We start from the raw sequence: 25,486 nt of genomic DNA on the forward strand, positions 1-25,486 counted from the left end.
GCGTGTCATGGGAAAGGTGCCCCGAGATCACTTCAAACCCGATCGTCGGGTTTCGTGTCCCCTTGCGCCTGATGTTGGAATTCGGGGTGAAGCGGCCCATAGGGCATGGAAACCATGAAGGCCGCAATCAGCAGGCCGAATATTGCCGCCGAACAGGACAGAACGAACAGATCGCTATAGGCAAGGACCATCGCCTGGCTCCGGATCTTGCCGGCGACCGTCGAGAGGCTTTCAACGTGAGCGCGCGTGCCCGTACCGAAAACGTGCTGCAGCTTGCTCAGCAAAACGTGGAGCTGTTGTGATGTCGCGGCTACCGGCCCGTTTAAAATGTCTGAGTGATACTGTTCGCGGTGCCGTTGCAGCGTCGCGAGAGCGCTTGTCGCAAGTTCGACGCTTCCAAGCCGTACGACCTGAATATAAGCGGACACCGCAGTGGAACGAGACGGGTCCGAATTTCCGATCAGATAGACAACCGTGGCAAAGAAAGCAAAGGATTGCCCCGCCGTCTGGAAGATGATGGTCGGAAAGAAATTCCATGGCGCCCAGGCGATCGTCAGCTTCGATCCGAGCTGTGAACCGAGCGCCATCAGCGCCAGGCCGATGACGATACACAAACGCGCATCGAAACGGCGCAACAGCAGCAGCGCCACGGTGATAAACAGAAATACCGGGATCACGGCCCCGACGAGGTATAGGGTCGAGATCGAGATCGGCCGCAGTCCGATTACATTCTGCAGGAAGCCGGGAATAGCGATGGAGGCGCCTGCGCTTGAAAGCGCGTAGCAGACGATAATGGCATAGCCGAGTCCGATGTTCCGGCTCATGATCACGCTGAAATGCGCCCAGGGATGGTCGACCATGCTTTCGTTGATCAAGAAGCCCACCGCGAGGATAAATCCACCCGCCAAAAGCGCGATGATCGTCCCCGACGCAAACCAATCGAGTCGGTTTCCCTGATCCAGCCCGATATACAGCATTGTCATCGACGAGCCGAGCAACATCATCCCACCCCAATCCGCCTGCTTCAGAAGGCCGAAATTGATCTCTTCCTTCGGGGCGGCGATGAAGAGCAGGAGCGCGATCAATGGTGCAACGATCACATCCTGCCAATACATCCATTGCCAGCCGAGATAGTCGCCGTAAACGCCGACAAGGACGAAACCGAGATTCTGCGACAACGGAGCCCGCAACGCGTAGATGGCGATCCCGACCAGCCAGTAGCGTTTGTCGAGGTTGCGGAAGATCACCATAATCGTCGTGGGAATGAAAACCCCCAACAGGAGGCCTCTGATCGCATGCAGAACGAAGAGCAGGGGGCCGTCGTTGACCATCGGGATTTCAAGCGAAACGATGGCATAGACGAGAGCCGCCGGGATCATGATCAGCCGGACGCCGAAAACCGTGGCGAGCCAGGCAACACCCGACGCGATCAGGATCTGAGGCGCGTTAGCGATCGTGCTCAGCCACGATGCTTCGTCGACGCTCAGCGAATAGGCGGCCCGAAGGTCCGGCAGGCCGACCGCAAAGACGCGGGTGTCGAAGCCGACCACGAATGAGGCAAGGAGCAGAGCAGCGACGATCAGCAGTGGCCGGCTGGCCGTCGTGCCGTGCGTGACCGGACCGAACGAGCGAATGGCGGTCGTCATCGGCCTGCTTCACCCGGTGTGTCGATGGTGACGATCGCCGACATGCCCGGGCGAAGTTCGGTCAGCAATGGCTGGTCCGCGTCTATGGCGATTTTCACGGGTATGCGCTGAACGACCTTGGTATAGTTCCCGGTCGCGTTGTCCGGAGGCAGGAGAGCGAAGATCGAGCCGCTTGCCGGTGACAGGTCGACCACCGTACCGCGCAAGATCTGGCCGGGGAAGGTGTCGACCCTGATTTCCGCCTTGTCGCCAGCTGCCATCCGGGACAGCTGTGTTTCCTTGAAATTCGCCGTCACATAGACGTTCGGGAGCGGGACTTCGGAGAAAATGCCTGTGCCGGCGGTGACGAAATCTCCCTCGTGGACGAGGCGTTTGCCGAGCATTCCGTCGAAGGGGGCGTAGATCCGGGTATAGCCCTCGTTGATCTTCGCCGTATCAAGGTTGCCCTGTGCCGCTTCCACCTGAGCGCGCAAGAGCGGTTGCTGGCCTTGAAGCACTTTCAGCTGTGCCTGTTGCTGTGAGGTTGCAGCCGCGGTGGACCGTACGGAGGCTGCCGCTTGGACGGCGGCAGCTTCGGCCTGTTGGACTGCTTGCTGGGTCGTTGCGCCGCCCAGATCCGTCTGGCGGCGATATTCCTCATCCGCTTGTGTCTGTTGCGCAAGAGCAGAGACATGCTGTGCCTCGGCGGCATCGATCACGGCCTTCTGCAGATCGATCTGATTGGCAAGGTTGGCGAGGGTGGCGTTTGCCGATGCAAGATTAGCCGATGCAACCGCGACCGCCGCTTGATAGGTGCGAGGGTCGATTTCGGCGAGCAGCGTGCCCTTGGTGACCTTCTGATAATCAGCGACCGGGACGCTCTTAATGGTCCCGCTGATCTGCGCGCTGAGCGTTGAAATATCGGCGTTGACGATCGCATCGTCGGTCGACTGATGTGCCGCGCCAGCGATCCAGCTATCCCAGTCGATGATGACGGAAGCAACCGCCGATCCGACAATGACAATCGCAAGGAAGGGGATGGTCACACGCCGGATCGTCGCCATGACGGGGGAGGGTGGCGGCGTGGGCACAGCCGAAGCGTTGTTCCCGGTGGAAATCTGGTCGGTCATGGTTATCGGAACCCGTCGTGATCGATGCAAAAAGATTCTGCACGAAGGGTAGCAAGGCGGCTTGAGGCCCGACACTATACGCATGAATAGGTCGAACATCTTCCGGGTTGGTTGCAACTCGGTCGAAGATTTCACAGTGCCGGCTGGACGCACGCCTTCAGCCGGCTCTCGGCAGGTCCGTGCCGGGGGATTTGCGCCGGGAACGAGATAAAATCGGAGTCGCAGCCGATGGACTCATTGGCCAATGCAAGGCTTCTTTCGCCCGACTTCTCCGCATCCGGAGCTTTTATCGCCGTCATTCCGCCACGGGCCAATCGGAGCGTACTTGTTGCGCACCCGTGGGAAACGGAAGCTGTGCCCTGCCGCAGCTCACAAATCAGCAGCGTTCATGGGGTGCCACCCTCTGCCGTCTTATGTCTTGCGCCTATCGACTGCCAGCCCATTTCTTTAAAGGAGACGGCCCTGTTCCCGCCTCTGCTCCGCGCAAGCTTTCCAGCCGGAACGACATTGCGAAGGCCGCAGCGGCGATCACAACAGTAACGGTGGAGGCGATCACGAGGATGCCTGGGCTTTGCGCAAACAGAAATCCCGAAGCGACGGGGCCGCAGGCGAGCCCCAATTTCGAGGCGAAGCCGCCAAGCACGGTGCCGTACCCATCTTCGCCGCTCGTCGCGCATGCTGCCAGCACATAGGGCAGAGCAACGGCCATGGTCAGGTAGATCGCGGTTACACCCAATGCGAAGCCGGCAGGCGTCGTCCCGACCAACACCCCTAGCTTGACCAGACCCGCGATCAACAAGGCCGGCACCACCGGCCGCCAGCCCAGTCTGCGGCTCAACCAGATCATGATCAGCGATCCTGGAACACCCGCAGCCAACCCAAGCCCTACGACAAGGCCTGCAAATGTCTGCGATTGTCCGAGATTCAGGGCAATCCCGATGAGAAAGGCGCCAAGCCCCAGATTAGCGGCCTGAAAAAGGAAAATTCCGATAACTTTCAGCAATAGTGGCTTTGACATCCACCGCGATGTTCGGCCGGACCGAGAGTAGGAAGCACCACCGGGTTGCCGAAAGTCGGGAAGAAAGGGCACGAGGGCAGCGGCGATAAAGCCAAACGCCGCCAGTATGCCGAATACGATACCACGGTGCAGCATGTCGGCGAGCAGCGACGACATGACGATGCCTAGTCCACCGAGGCCGAAGTGAAAGACAAACAACACACCGAAGCTGCGCCGAGCGTCAGGCGTCTGCGACATCAGGGCATAGGTGACGCCGACCACGAGGCCTCCCGCAACCCCGTGAATGAATCGAATGCCGAGCAGCCATGTGTAATCCCGCGCTGCCATTGTTGTGAGATCGGCAACTACCAGCAGTGCGAGCAGGCCAAGCAGAAGGGCTCGCCAGGGGATTCGCGAGACTAGAAACAGCGCCAAGAGTGCGCCAACCATCGAGCCATAGCCGTTGGCTCCGGCCACCAGTCCTGCCTGATCCGGGCGCAGTCCGTACTCTGTACGAAGAGTGGCGATCACGGCAGGCATGATGTCGACGTAGAGAGGCCCCGCCATCGCCACCAACGCAAGAATGATATCGACCGGGAGCGTGCTGCGACGTATCGCGTCTTTTCCAGTCGTCAAGGCAATCGTTGTGGCGCCATTATCGGTCAAGCGGTCATCTCCTATTCACTGCACCTGCGTCGGGACGACTTTTGTGATCTGGCGACGCTCGATCCTACGGTCCGGCTCGAGAGCGACAGGCTCCGTGGTATCGCTTGTTTGGGAGAGCCTCAACGCCGTTTCTCTGCAGCGAATTTGCCAAGCGACCATCTTGTTGCGTTCTGCAATCGCCTGGGCTTGCCGTAGACAGGCAAACGCATCCTGCGGCCGTTCAGGGTGCATCAGCTCCGCCTTAACCCGCAGCAGTTCGGGCAGATGCCATGCCTCACCGCTTTCGGCGCACATCGCCAGCGCGTCGTCGATTCGGAGCAATCCTTCGTCTCCGCGACCGCAGCCCAGCAGAGCCTGGGAGAGAAGGCACAGAAAGAGCGAGCGTCGAACCGGCCATCGGGTACGCTCCAGTTCGTCAAGTCCGCCCGAAAGTTGCTCGACTGCGTCACCATGTGTACCGCGACTAAGGGAAAGGGCGCCGCGAAAGCAACGGCCCCAAGCTCGCCACGGTCCAAACGCTTGCCGCCCAGACGTATATTGCAGCAGATCCACTCGCTCTTCCATCACCGCCAGTGCGCCGGCAAAGAATGGCACCGGGCACCCTGCCTCGGCCAACACGAGCGAAAGGGTGGACGTGTGCCCACGCGCCAGGGCATCATCGACGCAGTTCGCGGCAGATGCGAGAGCCTCCTCCGGCTTACCCAGCAGCCACAACGTCATAGCTTTATAGGCGCTCGCGCTCGCGCCTTGATCGTACTGCATCCGTACGATCGTGCTCAACGCTGGTGGCTGGCTACTGATAAAGCGCTCAAGGCTGTCATACGCCTGGGTGATATGCCCCAGATAAAGTTGCGAAATGCCGATCAGCCGCTCTCCGATCTTTGCTCCCGGGGCTTTCTCCGCCCCGACATATGCCACTTTCCGGAATGATTCGGCGGTCGCCAGCGAGCGGCGATATTTGCCTGCAGCAAGTTCGGAAAGCCAATTGCCATACAAGGCGTCGAGCTTCAGAGATGCATCACCCGAAGCCTCGGCGAGCCGCGCCGCCCTGGTCCACAGCGTCTCGATTTCGGGCCCAGGCCCAATCGTATAGACCAGGGCCGTTCCCAATGAACTCAGCAGCGATATCAGCCGGGCAGGGTCGGCTTGACCGCGTTCCTCAAGTGCTGCTGCTGCACGTTCGAAATAAACACGGGCTTCGCTGACAAGCGAAAGCTCAAACCAGACAGTGGATGATGCTGTCGCGAGTTCCACCCCGAGTTCGGCGTCACCATTCGGACCGAAGCACCAGGCCAAGCAGGCACGAAGATCATCAACCAGGCCCGCAAAACTGCTTGTCCGTTCTGGGCTCTCCGCATGCGCATCATGCCGGTCGAAACTTTCCAACTTCGTCCTGACGTAGGTCGCATGGCGTTTACTCAGACGGTCGAATTCTCCACGTTCGCGAAGTTTGGCCCGGGCATACACCCGCGTCGTCTCAAGCAGCCTATAGCGTGGTACCGCCTGTGTGAAATCGGCGCTGATAAGCGATTTCATAACGAGACTGGCAATGTCTTCGGTCGTACTCCAGATCGGCTCGGCGATGGAAGCGACCTCCGCGCCGGCGTCGAGAGAGAAAAGACCCGGGAATACCGCCAGTCGGGAGAAAGTAGTCTTTTCACTGTCGGATAGCTGGTCATAGCTCCAGTTGAGGGCGGCCTGTAATGTCTGATGGCGCGGTAGCGCGGTGCGTTGGCCGAAGGTCAGCAACTGGAAAGCATCGTCGAGGTGCTGCCCGAGACCGTGGACGCCGTAAGCATCAACGCGTCCCGCCGCCAGCTCGATCGCCAATGGCATTCCATCAAAGCGTCGACAGAGCTCGACAATAACAGGAACGTCCGCCGGGCGCGGGACATAGCTGCCCAGCACAGCCGCAGCCCTTTCCACGAAAAGACGGACAGCCGCAAAGCTGAGAAAGTCGATGGAAGAAGCATCGTGGTCAGCAGGGGGTACCTCGAGGCCGGAAAGGCGGAAGACATATTCACCGGCCGCCCGTAAAGGCTCCCGGCTCGTTGCCAGAACCTTGGCTTGCGGTGAACTTCGCAATAACTCCTCTGCCGCCTGCGCGGTCGCCTCCAGAAGATGCTCGCAATTGTCCAGGATGATTAATGGGTCTTTGACTGGCAGGGGCTCTGACAACGGTTGCTGCGCGATTTTGAGCGTCGTAGCGATCGCCGCCTTTATCGTGCTCTCGACGTGCAAAGTGTCCGAAATCCGGGCAAGATCAACGAGAATCACGGCGCCGTGCAGAGGGAGAGAGCCGCGCCCTACTTCGATTGCCGTTGTCGTCTTTCCGACGCCACCGCTTCCCGCGATCGTGACCAGACGCCTTTCGGCTAAGTGAGCGGCTAATGCGGCGACAACCACGTCGCGACCGATCACGATTTGCAGCGGGCTGGGAAGATTGTGAAACGTCAACAAACTCTTCGGTTGCACCAGCGGCAAAATTTCGGGTGTCGAGACCGTCACCCGGCCCGAGAAGACATATCCTTGTCTCGCGACGTTTTCGATATAGCTCTGCCCCTCTTGACCGTCGCTCAATATGCGCCGGAGAGCCGTAATCTGCACGCGAAGGTTGGCCTCTTCGACAAACAGTTTCGGCCAGGCACTTGCCATCAGATCTTGTTTGGACACGACTTGGCCGGCTTGTTCGACGAGGGCGATCAGGATGTCGAGAGCGCGTCCGCCCATCACAACTTCCTTGCCGTCTTTCGTGAGCTGCTTGGCTCCAGGCGACAGGCAGAAAGGACCGAACGAAATCACGGAGCGATCGACGTTATGATTTGACAAGGGTGGACCCTTAAAGTCGCCACATTATAAAATGCTCTCAATATCTGCACAGAATCACGCGGCTACCCCTCCAGTCTAAAGGGATATTCCGCGTCGGAAACCGAGACTTTCTTGTTCTGCGTTGCAGCAATTTTGCTCTACCCCTCCGTTGAGGTCAAGAGGCGGCGTCGAGCGTTGTATCTCATTGATGCCGCTGAAATCGCTCGACTGTTTCGTACTTGCTTTCACAGGAGCACCTGGCGTTTCCGGGATGTCATTCGGCAGTTTCAAGTCGGGCGGCAAGAAGACGAGCGCGGGCACCATCGCCCAGTTCAACTATTATGCTCGCTCGTATTTTTGAAGGCCGACATTATCGAGGATGCGATGCTTCTCGGCGATAACGTCAAGCCGGATCTCGAAGGCTTTCTGTTCATTGCACCAACGGCATGGAGAAGAAACTCGGCCGCTGGCGCGACGTCCCCTTTACACTCGACATCAAAAATTTTGCAGTTTTTTACACCTTCGTCCGAGATAGATGGGCTATTCCTGTTGCATCCATCCGCGACGGAGAATCCCATGCGCGATACCGACTGCAACAAATTTCACCCGCCTCCGTCAGATGAGGTGGAGAGTTCTGCGGTCATCGATTCGCAAAGTTATCACCTTATCCATCAAGCCCTGATCGAGGCGCTGTCTCTCGGCGTAGACTACGAAGTTGAGCAGATGGTCCGGGCCAAGAATGTTCCTGCCGTACGCCAGCGGGTACAGGTGCAATTCGGTTACGACGGACACGATAGGATTTCAGCGTTACGAGCGACATTCGAGCGGGATGGAGAAGTCGTATGCTGTTGGCTAATCCAGAGCCAAAACGAGATACAACAATTGATTTATAATATAGAAGGAAGGGGCGCGGACGAACTGGCTGATCTCTTCACCGTGATTTGTATTAATGCGCATACAGCGAAGCGGTATGTAAAGCTGGAAAAAGTTCGCGAAACGCAAGCGGTGATAGACAAAATGATACCTAAGCTGAATGATTTTTGGCTTAGATCACAGGACTATATTAGACGACGCAACATTGTGAAATTGCTAATGGGAGCGTCACAAGCACCGACCACCCCGTATAAGCAACGATAATATTCATAGACCTATCCGCGCCACCCGCGAACTGACATCTTTCGGAATATTTATCTGCCGCAATCGGCAATCGCCAGATACAGTACCGGTCGACGCACTCATTTTCTTCTAAGGGCAGTTATCCAGTTGGCCCATCAAGAGTTGCCGCTCCTATCTCGGCGGGGATAAAATACACTGCCTCAGCAATCGCAGACGACCGGCCCTCCGCGGGCGATACGTTACGGCGCGTCCATTCAATCCCGGTTCGTCCGGCGCAGGTGCGCCCGAAAAACCTTCGTACCGGGACGCGACCGGCCAATATCGCGCTCTCAAAGTTCAGTTCGCTCGCGATGTCAGGGCCGTCGCCTCTCAGTTGTGCCCTCGCGGCAGAGAAGGCGCCATGTGCAGCCTACGACGAAGCTATGCGAGCAGACAGCTGCGCCTGGCTGATCGATTTTGTCCCGAGGAGACATTGAGCCAGGCCGTATAACCGCGTTGAGGGCTAATAAGAAGATATAGCTAAGCTATACTTACGTTTAGTTGCGGCTCGGACGCCCTCCAGTGAATGTAATGCAGACGCTCGTCGATGAGCGATCGACATTTTGATCCGCCTTCACTCATTCACGCGAAGGAGAACCTCGATGCTGGGTTTCAGCGCATTGGAACTTGCGCGACTACAATTCGCCTTCACTGTTTCTTTTCATATCATTTTTCCGGCCATTACCATCGGCCTTGCCAGCTATCTGGCGGTACTCGAAGCATTGTGGCTGATCCGGCGCAATCCGGTCTATGTGGAGCTCTATCACTTCTGGTCGAAGATCTTCGCAGTCAATTTCGGGATGGGTGTCGTCTCAGGACTGGTCATGGCCTATGAGTTTGGCACGAACTGGAGCGGCTTTTCGCAGTTTGCCGGCGGTGTTACCGGCCCACTTTTAACCTATGAAGTCCTGACCGCCTTCTTTCTGGAAGCAGGCTTTCTCGGCGTCATGCTGTTCGGTTGGAACAAGGTTGGTCCAGGGCTGCACATGTTCGCAACGGCCATGGTCGCGCTTGGCACGCTGATCTCCACCACCTGGATTCTGGCATCCAACAGCTGGATGCAGACCCCGCAGGGCTTCGAGATCATCAATGGCAGGGTCGTGCCGACCGACTGGCTCGCGGTCATCTTCAATCCCTCATTCCCCTTCCGATTGGCCCATATGACGCTTGCCGCCTATCTTTCGACAGCGCTGTTCGTCGCGGCGGCGGCGGCTTGGCATTTGCTGCATGGCCGTTCGACGCCAGCGATCCGCAAAATGTTCTCGATGGCGCTGTGGATGCTGCTTTTCGTGGCACCGATCCAGATGTTCGTGGGCGACGCTCACGGTCTCAACACGCTCGAACATCAGCCTGCGAAGATCGCCGCCATCGAGGGCCATTGGGAAAACGATCCGAACGCCACAAGCCTGCCGCTTATCGCCTTCGGCATTCCCGACATGAAGGCCGAGGAAACGAAATATGCGATCGAGATCCCATATCTCGGCAGCCTGATCCTCACCCACACCTTGCACGGCAAGATCCCGGGGCTCAAGGAATTTGCGCCGCAGGACCGACCGAACTCGACGATCATTTTCTTCACCTTCCGCATCATGGTCGGCCTCGGCCTTGCCATGCTTCTGCTTGGGGTCTGGGGTGCATATCAGCGCTGGCGCGGCACGCTCTACCAGACCAGGCTTTTCCTGCTATTTGCCCTCTGTATGGGACCGACCGGGCTGGTCGCGGTTCTTGCGGGCTGGATCACCACGGAGGTCGGTCGCCAGCCGTGGGTGGTCTACGGAATCCTGCGTACCCAGGATGCGGTCTCAAACCATTCGGTCCTGACGCTGAGTGTCACGCTCGTCATGTTCATCGTCATGTATTTCCTGATCTTCGGCACTGGCATCGGCTTCATGCTGAAGATGGTTGCGCAAGGTCCCTATGAGGGTCGCGGCAGCACGAGCCCGCCGGATGGTGGCAAGATCCAGCGCCCTGCCAGACCGCTCTCGGCCGTTCCCGACAACATCACACCCACGCCGCTGCGCGAAACCACGGAGGTTTGAGATGGGTATCGATCTTCCGCTCATCTGGGCAGTCATCATCGCCTTCGGCGTCATGATGTATGTGATCATGGATGGTTTTGATTTAGGAATCGGGATCCTGTTTCCCTTCGTCTCCGACCGCCAGGAGCGCGACGCCATGGTCAACACCGTGGCGCCGGTCTGGGACGGCAACGAGACCTGGCTCGTGCTGGGCGGTGCCGCTATGTTCGCCGCCTTTCCGCTCGCCTACGGCTTCCTGCTCAGCGCCCTCTACCTGCCGCTGATGTTCATGCTCGCTGGTCTTATCTGGCGGGGCGTTTCCTTCGAGTTTCGTTTCAAGGCACCCGATAGCCGCAAGCCCTTCTGGGATAGGGCGTTCGCAGGCGGCTCCTATATTGCGACGTTCTCGCAAGGCGTGGCGCTCGGAGCGTTCATCAACGGCTTCGAACTTGACGGCACGCGTTTTGCCGGCACAGCCCTCGAGTGCTTCACGCCCTTCAGCATCTTCACCGGCTTCGCCCTTATGGTTGCCTATGCGCTTCTTGGTTCGACCTGGCTCATTATGAAGACGACCGACGACCTGCAGCGGCGAATGCGCGATCTTGCACAGTGGATCGCCATCGCACTCCTCGTCGTAATCGCCATCGTCAGCGTCTGGACTCCCCTCATGCATCCGCAGGTCGCAGCGCGCTGGCTGAGTTTCCCGAACCTCTTCTACTTTGCCCCGGTCCCCGTACTGGTTCTGGGGGTGACCTGGCTTCACCTGCGGGTGCTGCGAAGCCGCAAAGTTCACGCAGCACCATTCGTACTCGCACTATTGATGATCTTCCTCGGCTATACAGGACTCGCAATCAGCATGTGGCCATACGTGGTCCCGCCATCGATCACGATCTGGGCCGCAGCGGCCCCGCCGGAAAGCATGGGCTTTGCGCTCGTCGGTACGCTCCTGATCATCCCGATCATCCTCGTTTATACGACCTGGTCCTATTACGTGTTTCGCGGCAAGCAGACTGTTGGCGAGGGGTATCATTGATGGTGCTCCAGAGCCTCGTTCACGGACCGGTCAAGCGGCTCGGATGGATGGTTGCCATTTGGTCCCTGTCGGTTGTCACCCTCGGCATCTTCGCCATGGGCTTTCGCATCATCATGTCCCTGGCGGGACTGACTGAATAATCCCGCCACGACGTCCCTCGACCCTACGATCTTTCACGCCGATCGCCGGCGCGAGCATCCCGCGGAACTCACGGCGCTCGACATCTTAAACTAACCATCAAGGAGTGTATCATGGCCAAGAAGGCAGCAGACGTCATCACCGAAGTCCTCCATAGCGCTGGCGTGCGCCGCATCTATGGCGTTGTCGGCGACAGCTTGAACGGGCTGACGGAATCTTTGCGGGTTCGCAAGGACATCGAATGGGTTCATACCCGGCACGAAGAGACAGCGGCCTTCGCCGCCGGTGCCGAGGCTCATCTGACCGGTCAGCTTGCGGTCTGCGCCGGCAGTTGCGGGCCGGGCAATCTTCATCTGATCAACGGCCTCTTCGATTGCCATCGCTCGCGCGTTCCGGTTCTTGCGATTGCCGCCCAGATACCCTCGGCGGAAATCGGACGCGGCTATTTTCAGGAAACCCATCCGGACCAGCTTTTCCGGGAATGCAGCCATTTCTGTGAAATGGTAAGCCACCCGGACCAGCTCCCCGGTGTGCTGGAATCGGCGATACGTGCGGCGGTCGGCAAGCGTGGCGTAGCCGTTATCGTCATCCCGGGCGACGTCGCGCTTTCGGAATTCACGGGCAAGATCTCCCAGCCGGCGGCATTCGCGCTGCCACAGCCGTCCGTTACACCGCCGCCGAGCGAAATTAGCCGTTTCGCCGACATCCTCAATGGCAGCTCGAAGACGACCTTGTTCTGTGGCCGTGGCTGCCAAGGAGCCCATGCCGAGCTGCTGAAGCTCGCCGAACGTCTCAATGCACCGATCGTCCACGCGCTTGGCGGCAAGGAACATGTCGAATGGGACAACCCCTATGATGTCGGCATGACCGGCCTGATCGGCTTTTCTTCCGGCTACGCCGCCATGGAAGATTGCGATACGCTCGTCATGCTGGGCACCGACTTCCCCTATCGCCAGTTCTTCCCCTCGCAGGCCAAGGTCGTGCAGGTCGATATACGTCCGGAAAATCTCGGGCGGCGCGTGCCGCTCGACCTTGCCCTTGTTGGCGACGTCAAATCGACGATCGAGGCGGTCCTCCCGCTGGTCGAGCCAAACTCGAACAAGGCCTATCTCGACTATTGCAAGGAGCGGTACGTCAAGGCGCGGGCCGGGCTGGATGATCTGGCGACCGGCAAGGCCGGCCGAACGATCCACCCGCAATATCTGGCAAAGCTTGTCAGCGATCACGCCTCTGAAGACGCCGTCTTCACCTTCGATGTCGGGACGCCCACGATCTGGGCCGCGCGTTATCTAAAGATGAATGGCAAGCGCCGGATGATCGGGTCTCTCGCCCACGGGTCGATGGCCAATGCCATGCCGCAGGCGATCGGTGTGCAGTCGGCTTATCCCGGCCGGCAAGTCATCAGCCTTTCGGGCGATGGCGGCTTCGCGATGCTGATGGGCGATTTCCTGACACTCGTGCAGCAGGACCTGCCCGTGAAGGTCGTCATCTTCAACAACTCCACGCTTGGTTTCGTCGCCATGGAAATGAAGGCGTCAGGCTTCATTGAAACAGGGACGACGCTGAAGAACCCGAACTTCGCCGAGCTCGCGCGGGCGGTCGGTGTTCATGCGCTTCGGGTTGAGGATCCGTCGGAACTGGAAGGCGCGATCAAGGATGTGCTGGCCCATAACGGGCCGGCCTTGCTTGATGTCGTGACGAACACCCACGAGCTTTCCATGCCGCCGCAGATCAAGGCGGAGCAGGTCAAGGGCTTCAGCCTCTGGGCGTTGAAGACGGTGATGAATGGCCGCGGCGATGAGCTGATCGACCTCACACTCACCAATTTTCTCAAGCGTTGACATGATCCTTGAAGGAGCGCTTGAGCACCTGATCACGATCACAGGATGGACGCTCCGCTCGGAGCGTCTTTCCGTTGCTGGTGCCTGACCTTGGACAATGGCAATGGGAACTAGCGGCGTTGGGAAGACTCCTTGAGCCAAAGGCGCCAGCCACTTTTCGCATTTGGCTGGCAACACCCCTCTTATCGTCCAAAGCATTTGGAACGAATATTCATTCAGACATCCACCTGATCGAGCCACGTTCGACAACGTCTGTGCGAGGGACGGCCGCGTCGCTATCGCTCGCACGCTCGCCGTGGAGCCGGCGGTTGTCCTGTTCAACGAGGTGACGAATATGCTGAACCCGCGCTGATCAAGTGCGTGCTCAATCTTATGGTCGATCTCGGAGATGCGGCGTGAGGATGGTTGTGGTCATGCACCAAGTGGGTCTCACGCCACCGGCACCTAAATCAGGTCATCGTCATGGACGAAGGGCGCGTGGTGAAGGCACGCACCCTGACGCGATAATCGGCAATCCTCAGAGCCCGCGCCAAAGGCGGTTACTTGCCGGAGCGCTCTGGGTAAGGAAAGAAACGGGGATGAACGCCATAATGGCGCGTGCTCGGCTGGGCAAGGACGGTTGCGAAGACCGGTATGTCCGCTATCCAGTCCAGCTCTTGCCTCGGAGTATTGAGCTCGCCCTTAGAACTTCCTCACCGGCCAGGACCGTCGAGCAGCCGATCTCGCGCGGAACATGGAACCCTTCGGTCTGTGGCACGAGGCCAGCGCCCCTTCCGGTCAGTCCGGATGACAAGCGTTCGCAGGTTCTCACGTCGTGGCCGTCTGCCTGCAAGAGGATAGCAGTGAAAAGGCCGGCGAACGAGCCGCCGGCAATATGGAAAAGGTTTGGCGTCGGACACTGTGGCAACGCCGATGATGAAGGCATGCGAAGGCTCACCCCGGCATGATGCCTGGCTGGTTTGCGGGGAATTTCGCCGTGTCCTCGATGCTGATGTTGAGATGCTGGGCCACCAGCGCCGGCGGCGTGTGTGTCAACCAGGAAGACAGGCTGACCTCCTGGTATTCGGCAGTCTTGAAGACCGCGACGAATTGCAGATCGGTATGACCGGTATTTTCGATGATGTGGCCCTGGCTTCTTTTCACGTAACCAATATCGCCTGCACGGAAATCGCCGGTCTGGCTGCGTGGGCCCGCGTCGAACACGGTCATCCGGCCTTGACCCTTGATCCAATATTGCCATTCGTCCGCATTCGGGTGCCAGTGCATCTCGCGCACGCCGCCCGGCTTGATGGTTTCGATAGCAGCGGCGATGGTTTTGGACACTGTAAAGGCGCTACTGTCTGCAAGACGAATAACGCCAGCAGCATTTTCCTTCAGCGGTTTTGATGCCGCAAGTTTATAGGTGAAGGGGAAAGGGGGAAGACCGGCGCCGGCAACGGCTTCCTGATCCTTCGACAATGGGCCTGGTTCCTTGCCCTGGAAAATCCAGAGATCCTGCAGGGGGATATTGCGAAACACATCTTGTGGCACGCCGAAATTCTTGGCGAGCAGTTCGGGTGAGGTGTGGGCCAGCCAGTCCGTCAAAAGCAACGTGCCATATTCGGACTGGTCGCCTTCGTCGAAAACGATGACGAACTCGCATCCGTCGGGACCAAGCCCCTGCAGCGAATGGGGGTAGCCGGCCGGAAAATACCAGAGATCACCGGCCTCGACGTCCTGCACATAGGCGCGACCCTGTGTATCGAGCACGGTGATGCGGCAACGGCCATTGGTCATGATCGCCCATTCCGCGGCACGGTGCCAGTGCATCTCACGAATGCCGCCCGGTCCCAGCCGCATGTTGACGCCGGACACGGCATCCGAAATCGCGAAGTCCGACTTGGTCACCTGACGTGCCCATCCGCCGTTCTGGATACGTTTGGGGGCGTTGTTGAACGAGCCCCAGAAGAGCTGCATGTCGCCCACGTCGGTCGCCGGCGGGCTCTGGAAAGAGGGAAACTGCTCGTTGATCGCCGGGTTCTTCGGGCCGGGATCGCTCAGTCCCGCGGCATTGGCATTGATTGCTCCTTCGGCAGGCTGGTCGGGATTGCCGAAAGATGCTGCTCCTGCTGCGCTGGCGGCAAGGGCGGTGCCGCCGACCGCGCCGATTGCGAGGACTGCGCGTCTGGTGAACGTTTCCATTTCAGAACTCCTTGTTCATGGCGAGTTGGGATGAGGGGTGGATAAAGCGGGTTTGGGAACCGAGCCGCAGCACCTCCATGCGGTAGATCAGTTCAGCATAGAGAAGCCGGCGCTGAAGCTGGCAGAAGGCTTGGGGCTGGAATGGATCGTGCCGATCCGTTTTCCTGCTGGCGCGGGTGGCGATGCAGGAGGCCTTGTCAAAAGCGGGAGGAAGTGCCGTGGCGGCTGTGTCGTCGCTGCCGGCAGGCAAGGGAAGGGCGACATTGCTCGATTGGTCGACCGCCTTCGGCGTCAGAATTCGAAACGCATCGGCTGCGGCCACTTGCTCAGGAGCGGCAAGCGCCGGCTCGGTGGCCCGGATCAGAATGGCACTGCCACCGACAAGGGCGAGCGCGCCCAACGACAAAACGACGGCGATTCTAAGCTTGCGCGGTTTGCGCGGATGCACATTTTTGCTGATGGAGGTCATGCCGTGCCTCGTGAACTGGTGATGGTGTCTTCAGCGCACCTCCCTTGCAGGGAGAGGCTGATCTGGGGAAAAGGCTATGGCGAGATGGAGGTTTCGGCATCTATACAGAGGTCTAGTTTGTCTCTGCAGAAGGTGTTAGCAGCCACTAAGGCCGGCAGCAGGCGGCCCGATATCGGCACCCGCCGGAAGGTGGGAGTGTTGAGAGATCGGGAATGGCGCAAACGTTACAGGAGGGGCGCCGAGACGCGATGCGAACGGCAGATGGTCGCAAGATGCTGACAGCACTTCCGACGGTAATGCTGTCGGCGTTAGGTCTGCCCGGCGAGAGCGGATTCCAGGCATTCCATGAGATTGCCGACATTGACCGGCTTGCGGAGAAAGGCGAAGGCGCCGCCGCTCAGGGCGGCATTGCGGGTACGATCGTCCGCATAGGACGTCACGAAGATCATCGGAGGATGTCGACCGCGCCGATTGAGCTCGCTCTGCAGCTCGATACCGGATAGTCCGGGCATCTTCACATCCACGACGATGCAGTCGATCTGCGCCTGCGTATGGGAGTCCAGAAACTCTTCCGCAGAAGCAAACAGGCGGCTTTCGTAACCGAAGGACATGATGAAGTCATCCATGGCTTCACGGATGGCCTGGTCGTCGTCAACGACGGCAATGATGGGAACGGAGGACAATCAAGTGACCTTTTCTGTTGTTCTTATGTCTCTATGCGCTCATGCCCGCTTGAAAGATACCATACTAAGATACAGGTGGCCGGAGCTTATCGTCGATCAGTTCCGCTTTCCGCACGAGGTCGGCGACCGATCTCGCCTCCATTTTGCGCATGACATTGCCCCGGTGCAATTTCACGGTGACTTCGCTGATGCCAAGCTCGTAGGCGATCTGCTTGTTCATCAGGCCGCGGACAACGGCGCCCATGACCTCGCGCTCGCGTGGCGTCAGCTGCCCGGCAAGGGAGGCGACGGCCTCGTTCTGCGCGTTTTCGCGTCGTCGTGATGCATCCCGCTCCATCGCAGCCGCGACGGCATCGAGAATGTCCTGTTCCTTGAAGGGTTTGGTCAGAAAATCCACCGCGCCCGCTTTCATCGCCCGAACGCTCATCGGAATATCACCGAAGCCGGTCATGAAAATGATCGGCATCCTGTTGCCGACGCGTTCCAGCTGCGTCTGAAAATCAAGGCCGCTTACGCCTGGAAGCCGCACATCGAGCAGAAGGCAGCCGTGCCGGTTCAGATTGGCTTTTTCGAGAAAGGCCGCGGCACTGTCGAAAGCTTCGGCATCGAATTTCATGGAGCGGAAAAGATCGGTGAGTGCCTCCCGCATCGACACATCGTCGTCGACGATGAACACGATGGGCGACGGCGGCTCCTTTGTTGTCTTGCGCGGCTCAGGCATGTTCCATCTCCTGGCTGATCGGCATTGAAATGGTGAAGACCGCCCCGCCGAGAGGATGATTGTCACCGGTTAGCCTGCCGCCGCGTGTTTCCAATGTCGTGCGGCAGATGGAAAGCCCCATGCCCATTCCCGTCGCCTTGGTCGTGAAGAACGGCGAAAACAGCTTTTCCTTCATCTGCACGGGGAAACCAGGTCCACTGTCCTGAACGGTGATATAGATATTTTCCCTGTCTTCGCGTTCCTTCCGCACCGTGATGGTGCGATTTCCGGTACCCGCCTCGTCCATGGCCTGAATGGCATTGGTAAGGAGGTTGATGAGGACCTGCTGCAATTCGATCCTGACGGCCGTTATCGGCGGCGTGGCCTCTTTTTCCACATGAACTGTAACGCCGCTGCGCTCCAGCTCATGTTCGAGAAGGCTCAGCGTTTCATCGATGAACTCATCGAGGTCGAAGGTTTCCATCTTACCCCTCGTATGGGCCAGCAAGTCGCGCGTGTTCTGGATGATTTCACTGGCGCGCTGGCTGTCGCGGATCATGCGCTCGGCCGAGCGGCGGGCGGCGGCAAGATCCGGCGGATCGCGGTCCAGCCAGCGCAGCAATGTCTGCGCATTGACGATGATGGCACCGAGCGGCTGGTTCAACTCGTGGGAGAGAGACGCGGACATGGCTCCCACGGTGGCTGCCTTCGAGGCTTTTGTCAGTTCCGCCTGGGCTTCAGCCAGCGCCTTCAACGCCATTTCGCGCTGGGTGATATCCACCATGCTGACCACCACGCGGTTGAAGGAGGTCGCCTCGGCGGGAAAACTGATGGAAAGAAGTACAAGCTTGTCTTCGCCGCTGTCGGTGCGCACTACCACTTTGTCTTCAAAGACACGCTGATTGTCGATGATCGCCTGCAGCACATCGACGAACTTGCCGGACGAGGAAACGACCGATCGCTGAAGAGTGCCGCGGATCGAGGAGTCGTAACCCAGCATTTCCTTTCCGGCTTCATTCGAAGCAACGACCGTGATGAGATCGATGCATTGCTGCGTAAAACCTGGATTGGCGCGGGCATGGGCCTGCATGTCGGTGATGCCCTGCTGCTTAAGGCTCATCAGCAGGGTATGAAGCTTCGAATAGTCGCGTTCCCAGAGTGCCACCCGCGTGCGGTCGAAGATGGAGCGATAGCGCTCCTCGCTTTCCTTGAGCGCCGTGTTGACGGACAGCAGCGCCAGTCTGTTGGTCTCTGTTTTGACAAGCAGCATGGTCGTGACGGTCAACGCCGCGAGTGCAACGATAAGCCTGAGCCCGGATTGAAGATCGACATCCTGTGCATGGGTCAGGGCATAGGATAACAGGGAAAGAATGGCACAGGCGCAGGAGATCGCGATGAGTCCCGATCGGCTTACCGCCTGCGCGGCCAAGAGCACGGCGACGACATAGAGCACCGCGATCGCGCCTTTTATGTCCGTATAGGTATCGACATAAAATACGACGGCCGCCAGCGAAAACGCCCCAAGACCGAACGCCATATGCGCGCCGCCTATCGGCTCGCGCGCTCGAAATATCATAGACGCAATCGACATTGTTCCCCCGATGCGATTTTTGCCGACAATACGGCTTTTTCGACACCATCTGACCTATACATAGGTCTTAGTTGCCACCGCCGTCGAGGCATCAGGATAACGGCAAATAAAGGCGGCGCTAATGAAAATCCTCACATCCGATTTGGCGCCCACCGGGCCGGCCGGCTACACGCTGTTCGACGGAGCAAAAATCTGCATTCATTGCCTGGGTCTGCACGCCGTACGCGATCCTTTGGCTAAGGATCGTGATCGGAAAACGCCCTCACAGGAGCGAATAGATTGCCTGGATGCCGGAGGCGAAAGAAAAAGGCCGTCTCCTGCGGCAGGAGACGGCCTTGGCGGATTGGGAGGGAATCCGCGGCTCCGGGGGAGGGGATACCGGAGCTTCTGGCTGAGCGCCAATCGCCTTTGGGCAGAGGCGATGGACAAAAGCTAGCTCAAGGCGGAATCTGCCGAAACTACACTTAGGTATCGGGTCGACTGTACAAGCAGCCGATTTCTCCGGCTCCATACTTCTCCCTATCCTCAGCGCCGATCAGACAGCAGCCGCAGGTCGCTCAGCACTGAGCGGCCGGCTGCAACAAGGAGAACGATCATGGATACGACCACCGCTACCAGAAACCGCAAGCTTGCCCTTGCAACGCCGACCGACCTTGGCGCCGAAGCGCCCCGCGACATCGCCGCCGCGCTGACCGCGCTTCTGGCGGATGTTTTCGCGCTCTACATCAAGACGAAGAATTTCCACTGGCATGTCTCCGGCCCGCATTTCCGCGATTACCACCTGATGCTCGACGAGCAGGGTGAACAGATCTTCGCCATGACTGACGATATCGCCGAGCGCGCCCGCAAGATCGGCGGAACAACCATTCGCTCCATCGGCCATATTACCCGGGTGCAGCGTCTCCTGGACAACGACGCGGATTTCGTCACTCCCGACGACATGCTGGCCGAGCTTCGCGAGGACAATCTGCAGCTCGTGGAAATCATGCGCCAACTGCACACGCTGACCTCCTCCCACAACGACCACGCCACCACCAGCATCCTTGAAAACTGGATCGACGAAACGGAACGCCGAGCATGGTTCCTGTTCGAAACGACCCGCCGTGCGCGCTGAGCCCTGTTGCGAAGAGGATCATCCGATGAAAACCACCATCTTTACCATGCTTGCAGCCGGCATGCTCCTGGTCCCCGGCGTTTCCCATGCGGAGCGCGCCGAGGTCGGCCAGCTGGACTGCGACGTTTCCGCCGGGATCGGCGCCATAGTCGGCACCCGGCAGGACCTGGCCTGCACCTTCACCCCGAGCGGAAACGCGCCGGTCCAGCACTACATTGGCAATATTACGGAATTCGGCCTTGATGTCGGAACTGTGGACAAGGGCCGCATGGTCTGGCTGGTCTACAACGCCACCCGCGAACCGGTGGGCGGTTTGCAGGGCACCTATGACGGCGTGACCGCTGGCGCAAGCCTCGGGGTAGGCGCTGATGCCGAAATCCTGGTCGGTGGAAGCTTGAAGAGCCTGTCGCTACAGCCGCTGGCCGTCGATGGCGATACCGGACTTAACCTTGCCGTCGGCGTCACCTCGCTCGAGCTGCGGCTCGCTCCGTAAGCTCTCGCTCGCCGTGCGATGGCCATGCCGTCGCTCGCATTTTTCAAGATCCATTCCATCCTGCATTGAAGGAGCATTCCAATGACCGAATCATTCGTAAAAACCAAGGACGGCGTCGATATCTATTTCAAGGACTGGGGTCCGAGGGATGCCCAGCCGATCGTCTTCCATCACGGCTGGCCGTTGTCCTCCGACGACTGGGATGCGCAGATGCTGTTCTTCGTCCAGAACGGTTATCGCGTCGTGGCACATGATCGCCGCGGTCACGGCCGTTCCCAGCAGGTCGGCGACGGCCACGACATGGATCATTATGCAGCCGACGCATCCGCCGTAGCCGAGTATCTCGATCTCAGGAACGCGGTTCATATCGGTCACTCGACGGGCGGTGGTGAGGTCGCGCGCTACGTCGCCAAATTCGGCGAGCCTCAGGGCCGTGTTGCCAAGGCTGTGCTCGTCTCCGCCGTTCCGCCGCTGATGTTGAAGACCGAAACCAATCCGGGCGGCCTGCCGATCGAAGTCTTTGACAGCTTCCGCAAAGGCGTTGCCGAAAACCGCGCCCAGTTCTTCCTCGACGTGCCGACCGGTCCGTTCTACGGCTTCAATCGCCCCGATGCCAAAATCTATCCCGGTGTCATCCAGAACTGGTGGCGTCAGGGCATGATGGGTAGCGCCAAGGCCCATTACGACGGCGTCAAGGCCTTTTCCGAAACCGACCAGACGGAGGATCTGAAGGCGATTACCGTGCCGACGCTCGTTCTCCACGGCGATGACGATCAGGTCGTGCCGATCGCAGATTCAGCGGAATTGTCGGTCAAGCTCCTGAAGAACGGAACACTGAAGGTCTATAAGGGCTACCCCCACGGCATGCTGACGACCCATGCGGACGTGATCAATCCGGACCTGCTGGCCTTTGTGAAGGCTTGACGGGCTGAAGCGATCCGCCGCCCGCAAAACTCGGGCGGCGGGCCGATCCTTCGAGCATTTCAGGCGAAAACAGCAGTTCCTTCAATGCTCTATCACCTTGTTTTCACGCAATTCCGTACGCAAACCACTTTTGTCGAAGTTGCTTTACCTCAGGAGGTCATGCCGATGAGGTTGCCAGCCCTCCCGAGATGGAAGACCTGCCGCCGGTGGCCGGCTAGTGCCGATCTTGCCTTGCGACATTTCGCGCCAGGAAAGAATGGATCTGCGCAATGACGGCCGCCCCTTCACCGACGGCGGCGGCGACCCGCTTGGTGGAGCCGGCGCGTACATCTCCAACGGCAAAAATGCCAGGGCAGCTTGTTTCCAGCGGCAGTCGCTCGCCATCACCGTTGCGTTCTCCTGTGAGCACGAAGCCGTTTCCATCGGTCGCGACACAGCCGTCGAGCCAGCCGGTGTAGGGATCGGCGCCGATGAACAGAAAGAGGTGGCGCGAGACACATTCCTCGGTCTCTCCGGTCCGGATGTCACGGAAGGTAGCGCCAGTCAGGCCTGTCTCTCGATTACCATGCAGGCCCATAATCTCGATACCCACATGGAGTTCGACATTGGGCAATGCCGCTATCCGGTCGATCAGATATTGGGACATGGTTTGCTCGAGCGGTCGCCGGACCACGAGGTGCAAGCGTCTTACCTGGGGTGCGAGGTAAGCAACGGCTTGGCCCGCCGAGTTTCCGCCGCCGACCAGAGTGATTTCCTCTCCGGCGCAGAGGCGGGCCTCGATCGGAGATGCCCAGTAGGAGACGCCAGCTCCCTCCAGCTCTTCGACATTGGCAATATTGGGCCGACGGTAGCGCGCTCCCGACGCGATCACGATGGAACGTGCGCGTGCAGTACATCCATTGCTAAGCTCAAGGGAGAACGGAGCTGCCGCATCGGTTCCGTGACAGCTCAGCTTTCCGACGGTCAGCGGGATCGCAACCTCGGCGCCGAATTTCGTCGCCTGATTGAAGGCCCGACCTGCAAGAGCCTGTCCGGAGATGCCCGTGGGAAAGCCAAGATAGTTTTCGATCCGGGCGGATGCGCCCGCCTGGCCGCCGAAGGCCCGCGAATCGACAACGAGAACGGACAGTCCCTCAGATGCCCCATAGACGGCAGTGGCCAGCCCAGCCGGGCCCGCACCGACAACTGCCACGTCATAGACATTCTTCGGATCGAGATCCGGCATGATGCCGAGACAAGACGCCGCGTCTGCGTCGCTCGGATTTCTGAGCAGTGTCCCGTTTGGACAGATCATCAATGGCAGATCTTCCGGTGCGATGCCGAGCCGTTCGACCAACTCGCGTCCCTCGACTTCGCATGCGGCGACGAGGGCGTGGGGATAGCCATTCCGGGTGAGAAATCCAGACAATCTCACGATGTCGGGGGCATCCCGGCGCCCGACCAGAATCGATCCGGCGCCCCCGATCCGCCCTTCTTCGATCAGCGCAACGCGACGGAGTATAAAGGCGCGCATGATTGCCTCACCCACATCCGCCGACCCGATCACCAGTGCACGCAGATGCGGCGCATCGAAAGGTATAGCCAATACGCCCTTATCGCCCGCGACGACCGATGCCAGGGTTGCATGGCCAGACAATTGATTGGTCTCGCCGGTGAACTGGCCGGGACCATAGGTGCCGATCACGGATGACCTCCCAGTCGCGCCACGGTGAATTGCATCGGCCGAGCCTTCTAGAACTAGCCAGGCAGGAACGTTGCGAGCGCCGATCTCATAGAGGATATCGCCGGGGCCGAAACAGCGCGGTTCACCGCTCGCGAAGCGCCGCGCCGCGCCGATTTGAAGAGCTGAAAGCGTTGGATATGTTTGCTCCCTCCGAGCATCGCTGATCGCCATGATGTGAACTCCGTATCGGCCTATGCTTGTATGACAACATCCGGAACAGTTCGCCAGTCCACATTGCGATTGCGCACCATCAAAGCCAACTCTTGGGGCTCTGCCAGCGGACATTCATACCTCAATTGCTTCCTCTTGCGCGATACCGGGAAGAACAACCAGGAATTCCTCGCCGGCGTAGCTTGGCGGCCTCTTTTTGCCCGCTTCGCAACCGAGACGGTGGACTTCAGACGGCGATGATTTCATGCTTCGCCAAACTTTTATTGGATCCATCAAACGTGCGGGTTTCCCTGACAGTTTCCAAAATGATGCCGCTCTTCAGCCTGGTGGCTCTCGCCCCCGTGCTCGCCTCTATCGGTTTTGCGACGCAAGACGTCGTCGCACTTCGGCAGGCCGACATGAAAGCCATGGCAGCCGCCGCGAAGACGATGGCGGAGATGTTCCGCGATCCCGGTCGCTATTCGTCGATGGAGTTCGAGAGGGCTGCCGCTGCCATCAGCGCCAGATCGGGTACGGTGCTGGCTGCTCATTTCGCCCGAGGACTGGACGATCCGAGCTCGAAGGCCAGCTCCGAGATCGGAGCGGAACGCGAGCGTTTCGGCGGTCTGGCGAATGATCTCCGCGATTATGCGCGGGCGCTGGAGGCGGCCGCTGTCGAAAACCGCGGAGCCATGACAGAGAGCATGCGGATGAAGCCTGGCGAGGCGATGGGCGGAGGCCCGTTCGGGGTTCACGTCCAGAACAAGGCGCAACTGGCATCCGTTCCTGCCGAGCATATCTTCCACCTGATGCTGCAGACCTGCACGACTTGCCACGCAGGGTTCAGAATGAACCGGTAAGATGTTGGTCGCGACAAGTGGATAGGCTGTAACCTTCCCGGGCCTCCGATCGGCAATCCACTGCCGGTGCTCGACCAGCTTTTCTGCTGACCTCTTGCGAGAGCGCCCTGATTGATGAGGGCGGCACACCCGGAACGGCCAATACTCGTAACGGTCGCCCTTCCTGCAGCCGCCGGTGGACGGCCTCGAGCGGCACATGTCCGTCGAGGTATTGGTCCTCGATAATAGCACTGTGACATCCCTCCAGATCGGCAGGTACGGCCAACCGCTGGGGGTGCCAGCGCGGAAGTCGCCATTGCGACGAAGCTTCTCCCGTGCATCGTCTCCACTCCTCACTCGCTGCCGCCCGGACGTGGATCCGGGCGGCAGGAGTTGGCCTACTTAACTTCAGTGACGGTCAGCTTGCCATTCACACGTTCGGCGACGAACTCGATGCTGGAACCTTCCTTCAGCTTCGTGAGAAGAGCCGGATCGTCGACCCGGAACACCATCGTCATTGCAGGCATATCGAGGTTTTTGAGCTCCTCATGCTTGATGGTGACCTTCTGGGCCTTGGCATCGACCTTGTTGACGACGCCCTTGGTGAATTCCTGCGCGAAGGCGCCCGCGGCTGAGCCGAACGCCAGAGCAGCGGCGAGGGCGATCTTGATAACGTTCTTCATGTTGCTGTTCCAGATGTCGAAAGGTTACTTGGCAGCGACGGTCACGTCGCCGTGCATGCCGGCTTCGTAGTGGCCGGGGATCAGGCAAGCGAACTTGAACTCGCCGTCGGACGTGAACTTCCAGACGATCTCTCCGGATTGACCGGCCGGAAGGCGGATGGAATTGGCGTCGGCATGTTCCATTTCCGGGAACTTCTCCATCACCGCCTTGTGCTCCAGGATCTTGTCTTCCTGGTCGAGCACGAACTCGTGGTCGGTGCCACCAGCATTCTTGATCGCGATCTTCACCGTTTGACCCTTCCGGACGTTGATGACGGCGGGCTGGAACAGCATCTTGCCGTCCTCGGTTTCCTTCATCGTCACCCGGATCGTCTGCGTCACCTTCGTCTTGTCGCCGGGCTCGCCAACGGCCATTTTCTCATCATGGCCGCCAGCGTGATTGCCGGAAGCGAGCGTAGGGGTTGCGAGAGCGACGAATGCCAATGCCAGTATATAATTCTTCATGCGTAGATCCTTTTTGATGTG

Annotated in this window: 21 protein-coding genes and 1 pseudogene; 9 read left to right on the forward strand and 13 right to left on the reverse strand. The window is 59.2% G+C overall.

Features of this window, described 5'->3' with window-relative positions; translation table 11 throughout:
- Window positions 1–32 precede the first annotated feature (32 nt).
- The 4 genes from PH552_RS03185 to PH552_RS03200 all read right to left on the reverse strand — a co-directional run bounded on the left by PH552_RS03185 (window position 33) and on the right by PH552_RS03200 (window position 7,247).
- Window positions 33–1,646: an MFS transporter gene (locus PH552_RS03185; RefSeq protein WP_113248798.1), complete on the reverse strand. Its 1,614-nt coding sequence runs from the start codon at window positions 1,644–1,646 to the stop codon at window positions 33–35.
- The gene (locus tag PH552_RS03190) at window positions 1,643–2,755 is read right to left on the reverse strand and encodes an HlyD family secretion protein (protein ID WP_113248799.1); all 1,113 of its coding nucleotides are present in this window, start codon (window positions 2,753–2,755) and stop codon (window positions 1,643–1,645) included. The genes PH552_RS03185 and PH552_RS03190 overlap by 4 nt, the downstream gene beginning before the upstream one ends.
- A gap of 424 nt (window positions 2,756–3,179) precedes the next feature.
- Window positions 3,180–4,418: an MFS transporter gene (locus PH552_RS03195; RefSeq protein ID WP_113248800.1), complete on the reverse strand. Its 1,239-nt coding sequence runs from the start codon at window positions 4,416–4,418 to the stop codon at window positions 3,180–3,182.
- Between the two features lie 15 nt (window positions 4,419–4,433).
- Entirely contained in the window at window positions 4,434–7,247 is a 2,814-nt protein-coding gene (locus tag PH552_RS03200) for an ATP-binding protein (protein ID WP_162736916.1), read from the reverse strand.
- A gap of 174 nt (window positions 7,248–7,421) precedes the next feature.
- On the opposite strand from PH552_RS03200, the gene PH552_RS03205 reads away from it, so the two are divergent.
- The 5 genes from PH552_RS03205 (at window position 7,422) to poxB (ending at window position 13,411) form a co-directional block, all read left to right on the forward strand.
- Window positions 7,422–8,363, forward strand: coding sequence for a hypothetical protein (locus PH552_RS03205; protein WP_162736917.1), 942 nt, complete (start codon window positions 7,422–7,424; stop codon window positions 8,361–8,363).
- A 620-nt stretch (window positions 8,364–8,983) separates the two neighbouring features.
- Window positions 8,984–10,420: a cytochrome ubiquinol oxidase subunit I gene (locus PH552_RS03210; RefSeq protein WP_113248803.1), complete on the forward strand. Its 1,437-nt coding sequence runs from the start codon at window positions 8,984–8,986 to the stop codon at window positions 10,418–10,420.
- A 1-nt stretch (window position 10,421) separates the two neighbouring features.
- Window positions 10,422–11,432: a cytochrome d ubiquinol oxidase subunit II gene (gene cydB / locus PH552_RS03215; RefSeq protein WP_113248804.1), complete on the forward strand. Its 1,011-nt coding sequence runs from the start codon at window positions 10,422–10,424 to the stop codon at window positions 11,430–11,432.
- Window positions 11,432–11,572, forward strand: a complete 141-nt coding sequence (locus tag PH552_RS03220) for a DUF2474 domain-containing protein (RefSeq protein ID WP_113248805.1) — start codon at window positions 11,432–11,434, stop codon at window positions 11,570–11,572. Before cydB ends, PH552_RS03220 begins: the two co-directional genes overlap by 1 nt.
- A gap of 111 nt (window positions 11,573–11,683) precedes the next feature.
- Window positions 11,684–13,411 carry a ubiquinone-dependent pyruvate dehydrogenase gene (gene poxB / locus PH552_RS03225; RefSeq protein ID WP_285165475.1) on the forward strand — a complete coding sequence of 576 codons (1,728 nt, stop codon included), beginning with the start codon at window positions 11,684–11,686 and terminating at the stop codon, window positions 13,409–13,411.
- Between the two features lie 933 nt (window positions 13,412–14,344).
- On the opposite strand, the gene PH552_RS03235 is transcribed toward poxB, so the two are convergent.
- The 5 genes from PH552_RS03235 to PH552_RS03255 all read right to left on the reverse strand — a co-directional run bounded on the left by PH552_RS03235 (window position 14,345) and on the right by PH552_RS03255 (window position 18,981).
- Window positions 14,345–15,592: an oxalate decarboxylase family bicupin gene (locus tag PH552_RS03235; RefSeq protein ID WP_183761840.1), complete on the reverse strand. Its 1,248-nt coding sequence runs from the start codon at window positions 15,590–15,592 to the stop codon at window positions 14,345–14,347.
- A gap of 1 nt (window position 15,593) precedes the next feature.
- On the reverse strand, window positions 15,594–16,061 hold the full coding sequence (locus PH552_RS03240; RefSeq protein WP_183761843.1) for a hypothetical protein: 468 nt from the start codon (window positions 16,059–16,061) through the stop codon (window positions 15,594–15,596).
- Window positions 16,062–16,369: 308 nt separating this feature from the next.
- Window positions 16,370–16,744, reverse strand: coding sequence for a response regulator transcription factor (locus PH552_RS03245; RefSeq protein WP_112345816.1), 375 nt, complete (start codon window positions 16,742–16,744; stop codon window positions 16,370–16,372).
- A gap of 64 nt (window positions 16,745–16,808) precedes the next feature.
- The gene (locus tag PH552_RS03250; protein ID WP_113248809.1) at window positions 16,809–17,465 is read right to left on the reverse strand and encodes a response regulator transcription factor; all 657 of its coding nucleotides are present in this window, start codon (window positions 17,463–17,465) and stop codon (window positions 16,809–16,811) included.
- Window positions 17,458–18,981, reverse strand: a complete 1,524-nt coding sequence (locus tag PH552_RS03255) for a sensor histidine kinase (protein ID WP_483315463.1) — start codon at window positions 18,979–18,981, stop codon at window positions 17,458–17,460. Before PH552_RS03255 ends, PH552_RS03250 begins: the two co-directional genes overlap by 8 nt.
- A 649-nt stretch (window positions 18,982–19,630) precedes the next feature.
- Here PH552_RS03255 and PH552_RS03260 point away from each other — a divergent pair.
- The 3 genes from PH552_RS03260 to PH552_RS03270 all read left to right on the forward strand — a co-directional run bounded on the left by PH552_RS03260 (window position 19,631) and on the right by PH552_RS03270 (window position 21,566).
- Window positions 19,631–20,149, forward strand: coding sequence for a Dps family protein (locus PH552_RS03260; RefSeq protein ID WP_113248811.1), 519 nt, complete (start codon window positions 19,631–19,633; stop codon window positions 20,147–20,149).
- Window positions 20,150–20,174: 25 nt separating this feature from the next.
- Window positions 20,175–20,642 carry a DUF992 domain-containing protein gene (locus PH552_RS03265; protein ID WP_183761846.1) on the forward strand — a complete coding sequence of 156 codons (468 nt, stop codon included), beginning with the start codon at window positions 20,175–20,177 and terminating at the stop codon, window positions 20,640–20,642.
- Between the two features lie 81 nt (window positions 20,643–20,723).
- Window positions 20,724–21,566: an alpha/beta fold hydrolase gene (locus PH552_RS03270; RefSeq protein WP_113248812.1), complete on the forward strand. Its 843-nt coding sequence runs from the start codon at window positions 20,724–20,726 to the stop codon at window positions 21,564–21,566.
- Between the two features lie 214 nt (window positions 21,567–21,780).
- On the opposite strand, the gene PH552_RS03275 is transcribed toward PH552_RS03270, so the two are convergent.
- Entirely contained in the window at window positions 21,781–23,460 is a 1,680-nt protein-coding gene (locus tag PH552_RS03275; RefSeq protein ID WP_183761849.1) for an FAD-dependent oxidoreductase, read from the reverse strand.
- A gap of 308 nt (window positions 23,461–23,768) precedes the next feature.
- On the opposite strand from PH552_RS03275, the gene PH552_RS03280 reads away from it, so the two are divergent.
- Entirely contained in the window at window positions 23,769–24,299 is a 531-nt protein-coding gene (locus PH552_RS03280) for a cytochrome c (protein WP_113249065.1), read from the forward strand.
- 109 nt (window positions 24,300–24,408) lie between these two features.
- Here the strand turns inward: PH552_RS03280 and PH552_RS03285 are convergent.
- The 3 genes and pseudogenes from PH552_RS03285 to PH552_RS03295 all read right to left on the reverse strand — a co-directional run.
- Window positions 24,409–24,567 (reverse strand): annotated as a pseudogene (locus PH552_RS03285) (DUF411 domain-containing protein); the annotation flags it as partial.
- Between the two features lie 109 nt (window positions 24,568–24,676).
- Window positions 24,677–24,961, reverse strand: coding sequence for a copper-binding protein (locus tag PH552_RS03290; protein WP_145646324.1), 285 nt, complete (start codon window positions 24,959–24,961; stop codon window positions 24,677–24,679).
- Between the two features lie 24 nt (window positions 24,962–24,985).
- Window positions 24,986–25,465 carry a cupredoxin domain-containing protein gene (locus tag PH552_RS03295; protein WP_113248815.1) on the reverse strand — a complete coding sequence of 160 codons (480 nt, stop codon included), beginning with the start codon at window positions 25,463–25,465 and terminating at the stop codon, window positions 24,986–24,988.
- Window positions 25,466–25,486 lie beyond the last annotated feature (21 nt).

The sequence above is a fragment of the Rhizobium aureum genome, assembly GCF_030182495.1.
Classification (GTDB): Bacteria; Pseudomonadota; Alphaproteobacteria; order Rhizobiales; family Rhizobiaceae; genus Rhizobium; species Rhizobium tropici_C.